This is a genomic window from Streptomyces sp. NPDC006476 (assembly GCF_040612015.1).
In the GTDB taxonomy this organism is placed as follows: domain Bacteria; phylum Actinomycetota; class Actinomycetes; order Streptomycetales; family Streptomycetaceae; genus Streptomyces; species Streptomyces griseorubiginosus_B.
This window is the reverse complement of record NZ_JBEXPK010000038.1, coordinates 84,590-91,592: the sequence shown is the minus strand read 5'-3', so window position 1 is coordinate 91,592 and position 7,003 is coordinate 84,590. Positions and strand designations below refer to the sequence as shown.

The window sequence follows — 7,003 nt, the reverse complement described above, 5'->3', positions numbered from 1 at the left end:
GCTCGCGGCGCTGTTGGTCGCCGGTTCCGCCGGCGCGGTCGTCGCACTACTGCGGTTGCAGGCCGGCCGCGGCACGTCCGGGCTGGACGCGGAGGCCGAGGCCAACCGCTGGCTGATCCGGCTGGGCGCCGGTCTGATCCCGCCCGGCGCCGCCACCTGGGCGAGCGCCGGCGAGACGGCGGGCCGGGCGCTCACCGAGGCCGCCGAGTGCCACCGCACCGCCCGCGCCCTGCTCGCCGAGGCCCGCACGGCGGCGGAGTACGGCCGCGTGACGCGCACCGCCCAGGAGGGACTGCGTCACGTCGACGCGGCCCGCGAGGCCCTCGGCCTGTCCACGCACCCCGCCCCCACCACGCCGGAGCCCCGGGTAAGGCAAGCCTTTCCCGGGGCCCTGACCAACAACGGCTCGAAACCGACGGCGATTTCCGCCCACCCCTGAAACAAGTCAGGAAAGGGTCTTGTACGACCCCCAGCCGCTCGCGATCTTCACCCGCGCCCCGAACGACCCCTTGCCGTCACCGCTGTTGCGGTACACATTGCCGCCGGAGTCACGGGAGACGAGGTCGGCCCGGCCGTCGTCGGTGATGTCGCCGACGCCGACGATCGCGTTGTAGGAACCGCCCCAGTCGGTGAAGAGCTTGGTCCGCGCCGCGAAGGTGCCGTCGCCCTTGCCGTTGAAGCGGTACAGGGTGTTCGCCCCGTCCTGGGCGAGCAGGTCGCCGATGCCGTCGCCGGTGATGTCACCGACGCCCACGATCTTCTTGTAGCCCTTCCAGCCGTCGTACAGCTTCACCCGGGCGGACAGCTTGCCGGTGCTGGTCGCCTTGTACAGGTACACGGCGCCGGTGGCGGAGTTGCGGGCGACCAGGTCCGTGCGGCCGTCGCCGCTGACGTCGCCGGGCGAGGTCAGGACGTCGTACTGGTTCCAGCCGCTGCTGCCGAGGGTCGTGTACGACGTCGACGGCTTGAGGGCCGCGTTGCAGCCCGGTTTGTACAGCCGCAGGGCGCCGCTGCTCAGCCGGACCAGGACGTCGTTGCAGCGGTCGCCGCTGAGGTCGCCGAACGGCACGAACCGCGCGCTGGTAGGCCAGCCGGTGCCGGTGGTCTTCTGCCCGAACTTCCCCGTGCCGGTGCCGTGCTGGTACGTCAGCCCGCCCGAGGAGCTGAGGGTCAGCAGGTCACCGCGGCCGTCGGGGCCGTCGACGCTGGCGAAGTCGTGGCGCACGGGGTTGCCCCGCTGCAGGAAGCCCGCGCCGGAGGCCACCGTGACCGGGGTGGCGGTGCCGAGGCCGGTGGCCCTGAGGGTCCAGGTGAAGTCGCCGTTGGGGAAGCGGTCACCGCTCGCGGTCTTGCCGTCCCAGCCCGCCGACAGCTGCGCCGTGACCGCCCCGCCGGTGATCGTGCGGGTGGCCCGGCCCTTCGGACCGCTCTGCACGGACGTGAAGGTCAGCGACCAGGAGGCGACCGGACGGGACAGCAGCCACGCGCCGGTCCAGGCGGTGGAGCCGCCCGGCTGCACATAGCTGCCGGTCTCCGTGCGGAAGGCGATCGGCGCGGACGGGGTGACGCCGGTGGTGGCGACGTGCGTCTGCTCGAACCGGTCGACCCAGGCGACCAGGCCCGTGTACTCGTCGACCGTCCAGCGGAAGCGGCGGTCCGCGGCGAGGCCCGTGTCGGGCAGCTCGGAGGCGATCACCCGGGTGGCGCCGGTCGTCGCGTCGGTGAGCACCAGCCGGTCTGCCTCGTGGTCGTGGCGGACGGTGAAGCCGTCGCCGAGCAGGACGTCACCGGGCGTCACCGCGACGGACTTCGCGGCCCTGGTGTCGTACACGCCCGCCGACGCCGTGCCGCAGGCCCAGTACACCCAGCGGCCCGCCGCCTGCAGCTCGCTCGGCGCGCAGGTCAGCGAGGGGATGGTGACCGTGGCGAGGGTCTTCTTCTCGGAGAGGCTGTAGGAGGTGAGTCGTCCGGTGGTGGCGGCGCTCCAGAGGGTGGAGCCGTTCAGCGCGGCGGCGCGGACGGAGCGCTTGAGCTGCTCGCCGTAGCCGAACTCGCCGACGTACTGGGTCGGCGTGGCACCGCCCGAGTTGTAGATCGCGTACCCGTCGGACACGTCGACGATCCCGCCGCCCGCGGTGCCGAAGCTCAGCTTGTCGTCGGAGGTGCCGTCGCCGATGGCGACCAACTGGTCGGTGTTCTCCGGGCCGTTGTCGTTGTAGTACGTGTTCTGGAAGACGTCCTGGGGTCCGTCGCCGGTGTTGCCCCACAGCACCGAGCAGGAGACGCCCGGGTAGGGGCAGACGGGCGCGATCGAGTCGCCGTCCCTGGCGTCCGACGCCGTCAGCCCGGTTCCGCCGTTCGTCGTGAGCGTGCGCTCGGACGTCGTGTCGGAGGTGCTGCGCGGATTGTCCTCGGCGACGCGCAGGCTGCCGCGGCTGAGCGCCAGACCCGTCTTGGGGTTCTCGTACGGCGGGATCTTGACCAGTTTCGTCAGCTGCGGGGTGCCGTCGGCGCCGAGGGAGACCCGCTGCACCCACCAGTCGGCCGCGGTGGTGCCGCCGGTGACGAGGGCGCCACCGTCGGGTGCGGCCAGCGGGGTGCCGTAGGAGGCGGTGAGCAGGGTCTTCTTTCTGCCGTCCGACAGGTTCACGGCCTGTACGCCGGGGGCGCCCGTCAGCACCGCCCAGTCCCCGACGAGCACCGGGACCGGCTTCGGGGAGACGTCGCTCTCCTCGCCGGCCAGCGGGACCGTCTCCGCCGCCGTGAGATCGGCGCGCGGCTTGAGGTGGAGGCCCGCGGACTGCGTGTACCAGCCCACCCGGTCGGCGGTGAGCACGACCTCCGGCGCCTCGTCCTCGGCCAGGCCGGTGAAGACGGGGGTGAAGCGGGCGGCGGCGAAGTCGACATAGCCGACGCTGTACGTCGTGAACTGGCCGTTCGCGTCGCGGTCGGGGTAGGCGAACAGGGCGCCCTTGTCGTCGCCGGTGCGCCCGTTGTTCCACTCCCAGGTGCCGTCGACCGGATAGCCGGTGACCACGCGGTCGCGCTGCTCGCCGTCGACCAGGTCGACGAGGTGCAGGACGTAGCCGTCCAGTTCCTGCCCGTCGACGACGCCGTCGTACTCGACGGTGACGCTCGTCTCGCCGTACGTCCCTACCCGGTCCGCCGACTGTCTCAGATCCACCGTCCGCAGGGCGCCGCCGCCCGGGCTCCACAGCGACACCGGGTCGCCGTAGGTGCGGTGGGGCAGCGCCACGGTGTCGGCGGCCTGTCCGAAGACGCCCGAGGCGCAGCGCGTCTCGATGTCGTTGCAGCTGGTCGTGGTCGGCTTGTAGACGCCGGACGGTCCCTCGACGGTGACCGTGCGACCCCCGTCGTAGTCCGTCCACAGCAGACCGGCGACGCCCGACTGCCGGTGCAGGAAGCCCGTCCGGCCCGCCGCGAGCAACTGCTCGGTGCGGGGGGAATCGGTGCGCGGGTCGTCCAGGACGAGCTCGGCGGTGCCGGCCGCGGCGGTGGTGGCGGCCTGTGCGGTGCCCCCGTCACGCGTGCCGGAGAACAGGGTGATCGAGCCGGCCGCCAGGACGACCGCGAGCGTGGAGACCAGGGCGTGCCGACCGCCCCGTCCCAGGGCGTGTCTGCCCACGTGAGGTTCCCTCCCCGCGAGGGCCCCCGCCCTCGCACAAGTGAGCGGACTTTACCAGTGCATGGGCCATGCATGGGAAGCGGGTGGGGATCCGGTGGGGAAAGGAAGGCGATCCGGACGGCAACTTCCTTGCTCTCGGCGGCCACTTGAGAAGAGAAGCGCTTTTCACGGGTGCTCCACGAACCGCACATGTCTCTCGACCGCTCGTAAGGAATTCCTCGTGGCCTCTGTGTCCCACCGCCGGTCCCTCCGCAGGCGGCGCACCCTCGTCGTCTCCGCCGCCGTCGTGGCCGCCGGTGTCGGTGCCGGTGTGCTCGTGATGAACGCGAACGCCGGGACGACCACCGTCGACCTGTACCACCGGACGCTCGCCGCCAAGGACGGCTGGGCGTCCTCCGGTTCCGGCACGACCGGCGGCGCGAAGGCAGACTCCGCGCACACCTTCACCGTCTCCACCCGCGCCCAACTGGTGAAGGCGCTCGGCTCGGTGTCGGACACCGCCCCGCGGATCATCAAGGTCAAGGGCACGATCGACGCGAACACCGACGCATCCGGGAGGAAGCTGACCTGCGCGAACTACGCGGCCGGCACCGGATATTCACTGGCGTCGTACCTGAAGGCGTACGACCCCGCCACCTACGGCCGCTCCAAGCTGCCCTCCGGCACGCAGGAGAAGGCGCGGGCCGCCGCGCAGAAGAAGCAGGCCGCGACCATCGTCTTCAAGGTGCCCGCCAACACCACGATCGTCGGCGTGCCCGGCACCAAGGCCGGCATCACTGGCGGGATGCTGCAGATCCAGAAGGTCGACAACGTCATCGTCCGCAACCTGACCTTCTCCCACACCGAGGACTGCTTCCCGCAGTGGGACCCGACGGACGGCTCCAGCGGCAACTGGAACTCGCAGTACGACTCGGTCACCCTGCGCGGCGCCACCCATGTCTGGGCGGACCACAACACCTTCACGGACGCGGGGCACTTCGACAGCGCCAACCCCAAGTACTACGGCCGTGAGTACCAGGTCCACGACGGGGCCCTGGACATCACCAAGGGCTCCGACCTGGTGACCGTCGAGCGCAACCAGTTCACCAACCACGACAAGACCATGCTGATCGGCGCGAGCGACAGCGACAGCACCGGCAAGCTGCGGGTGAGCATCCACCACAACGTCTGGAAGGGCATCGTCCAGCGCGCGCCGCTCTCCCGCCTCGGCCAGATCCACATCTACAACAACGTCTACGAGACGGCCACGCTGAACGGATACGCCCTGCAGTACAGCATCAACTCCCGGGCGAAGGCCCAGGTCGTGGCCCAGAACAACTACTGGCGGATCCCCGCGGGCCAGAAGATCTCCAAGCTCCTCAGCGGCGACGGCACCGGCTCCGTCAAGGGCAGCGGCAACGTCGTCAACGGCACGACGACCGACCTGGTCGCCGCATACAACGCCGCGAACTCGAAGAAGATCAAGACGACGGTCAACTGGACGCCGACCCTGACGGCGGGCCTGGAGTCCTCGGCGAAGAACCTGCTGACGGAACTGACGTCGACGACGGGGGCGGGCGTGCTGTCCTGACGGTGCCGGCCTGACGACGGCCAAGGGCCCGGAAGCCGTGTGCTCACCGGGCCCTTTCCTGTGCGGTGAGGCTACGCGGCCTCGCCGCCGAAGCGCTCCTTGTAGTTCTCCAGGTCCTCGTCCGTGAGCTTGGCGAAGAGGACCGGGGGGACCGTGAACGGGGTGCCGGCGGGGACCGAGGTGAGGGACTTCGCCTCGTCCGCGGTGACCCAGGAGGCGGTGTCGTCGGTCAGGGTGAAGGCCTGGCGCATGGCCGCCGACGTCGCCGGGATGAACGGCTCCGAGACCACCGCGTAGAGGTGGATGAGGTTCATCGCCGTGCGCAGGGTGAGGGCGGCGCCCTCCTTGTCGGTCTTGATCTCCAGCCAGGGGGCCTTCTCCTCCAGGTAGGAGTTTCCGGCCGACCACAGGGCGCGCAGCGCCGCCGCGGCCTTGCGGAACTGGAGGGACTCCATCTGGGCCTCGTACTCGGCGAGCAGCCGGGCGATCTCCTCACCCAGCTTCCGCTCCGCCTCACCGGGCTCGCCGCCCGCGGGTACCTCGTCGCCGAAGCGCTTGCGAGAGAAGGACAGGACGCGGTTGACGAAGTTGCCGAGGGTGTCGGCCAGGTCCTTGTTCACCGTGGCCGTGAAGTGCTCCCAGGTGAAGGAGGAGTCGTCGGACTCGGGGGCGTTCGCGATGAGGAAGTAGCGCCAGTAGTCGGCGGGGAGGATCTCCAGGGCCTGGTCGGTGAAGACACCGCGCTTCTGGGAGGTGGAGAACTTGCCGCCGTAGTACGTCAGCCAGTTGAAGGCCTTGACGTAGTCGACCTTCTTCCACGGCTCGCGGACGCCGAGCTCGGTGGCCGGGAACATCACCGTGTGGAAGGGGACGTTGTCCTTGGCCATGAACTCCGTGTAGCGGACGGTGTCGTCCGCCTCGTACCACCAGGACTTCCAGTCCCGGTTCTCCGGGTCGAGGTCCGCCCACTCCTTGGTCGCGCCGATGTACTCGATCGGGGCGTCGAACCACACGTAGAAGACCTTGCCCTCCGCCGCCAGCTCCGGCCAGGTGTCGGCCGGGACGGGGACGCCCCAGTCCAGGTCACGGGTGATGGCGCGGTCGTGCAGGCCCTCGTTCAGCCACTTGCGGGCGATGGAGGAGGCCAGCTGCGGCCAGTCGTCCTCGTGCCGGGAGACCCACTCCTCGACCTCGTGCTGCAGCTTGGACTGGAGCAGGAAGAGGTGCTTGGTCTCGCGGACCTCGAGGTCGGTGGAGCCGGAGATCGCGGAGCGCGGGTTGATCAGGTCGGTCGGGTCCAGGACGCGAGTGCAGTTCTCGCACTGGTCGCCGCGGGCCTTGTCGTAGCCGCAGTGGGGGCAGGTGCCCTCGACGTAGCGGTCCGGGAGGAAGCGGCCGTCGGCGGGGCTGTAGACCTGGCGGATCGCCCGCTCCTCGATGAAGCCGTTCTCGTTGAGGCGGCGGGCGAAGTGCTGGGTGATCTCGACGTTCTGCTGGGAGGAACTCCGGCCGAAGTAGTCGAAGGCCAGCGCGAAGCCGTCGTAGACCGCCTTCTGGGCGTCGTGCGCCTGGGCGCAGAACTCGGCCACGGGGAGGCCCTGCTCCTTCGCCGCCAGCTCGGCCGGGGTGCCGTGCTCGTCGGTCGCGCAGATGTAGAGGACGTCGTGGCCGCGCTGGCGGAGGTACCGGGAGTACACGTCCGCCGGGAGCATGGACCCCACCATGTTGCCCAGGTGCTTGATTCCGTTGATGTACGGAAGGGCGCTGGTGATGAGGTGTCGAGCCAT

Annotated in this window: 3 protein-coding genes and 1 pseudogene; 2 read left to right on the top strand and 2 right to left on the bottom strand. The window is 70.3% G+C overall.

The window, feature by feature from the left end:
- Positions 1 to 439: pseudogene (locus tag ABZZ74_RS34310) on the top strand (hypothetical protein); the annotation flags it as partial.
- Between the two features lie 6 nt (positions 440 to 445).
- On the opposite strand, the gene ABZZ74_RS34305 reads toward ABZZ74_RS34310, so the two are convergent.
- Complete coding sequence (locus ABZZ74_RS34305) at positions 446 to 3,646, bottom strand: VCBS repeat-containing protein (RefSeq protein WP_356771700.1); 3,201 nt, start codon at positions 3,644 to 3,646, stop codon at positions 446 to 448.
- A 220-nt stretch (positions 3,647 to 3,866) separates the two neighbouring features.
- Between ABZZ74_RS34305 and ABZZ74_RS34300 the strand changes: the two genes are divergently transcribed.
- Positions 3,867 to 5,216, top strand: coding sequence for a polysaccharide lyase family 1 protein (locus tag ABZZ74_RS34300; RefSeq protein ID WP_356771698.1), 1,350 nt, complete (start codon positions 3,867 to 3,869; stop codon positions 5,214 to 5,216).
- 71 nt (positions 5,217 to 5,287) lie between these two features.
- Here the strand turns inward: ABZZ74_RS34300 and metG are convergent, their stop codons facing one another.
- Positions 5,288 to 7,003 carry a methionine--tRNA ligase gene (metG, locus tag ABZZ74_RS34295; RefSeq protein WP_356771696.1) on the bottom strand — a complete coding sequence of 572 codons (1,716 nt, stop codon included), beginning with the start codon at positions 7,001 to 7,003 and terminating at the stop codon, positions 5,288 to 5,290.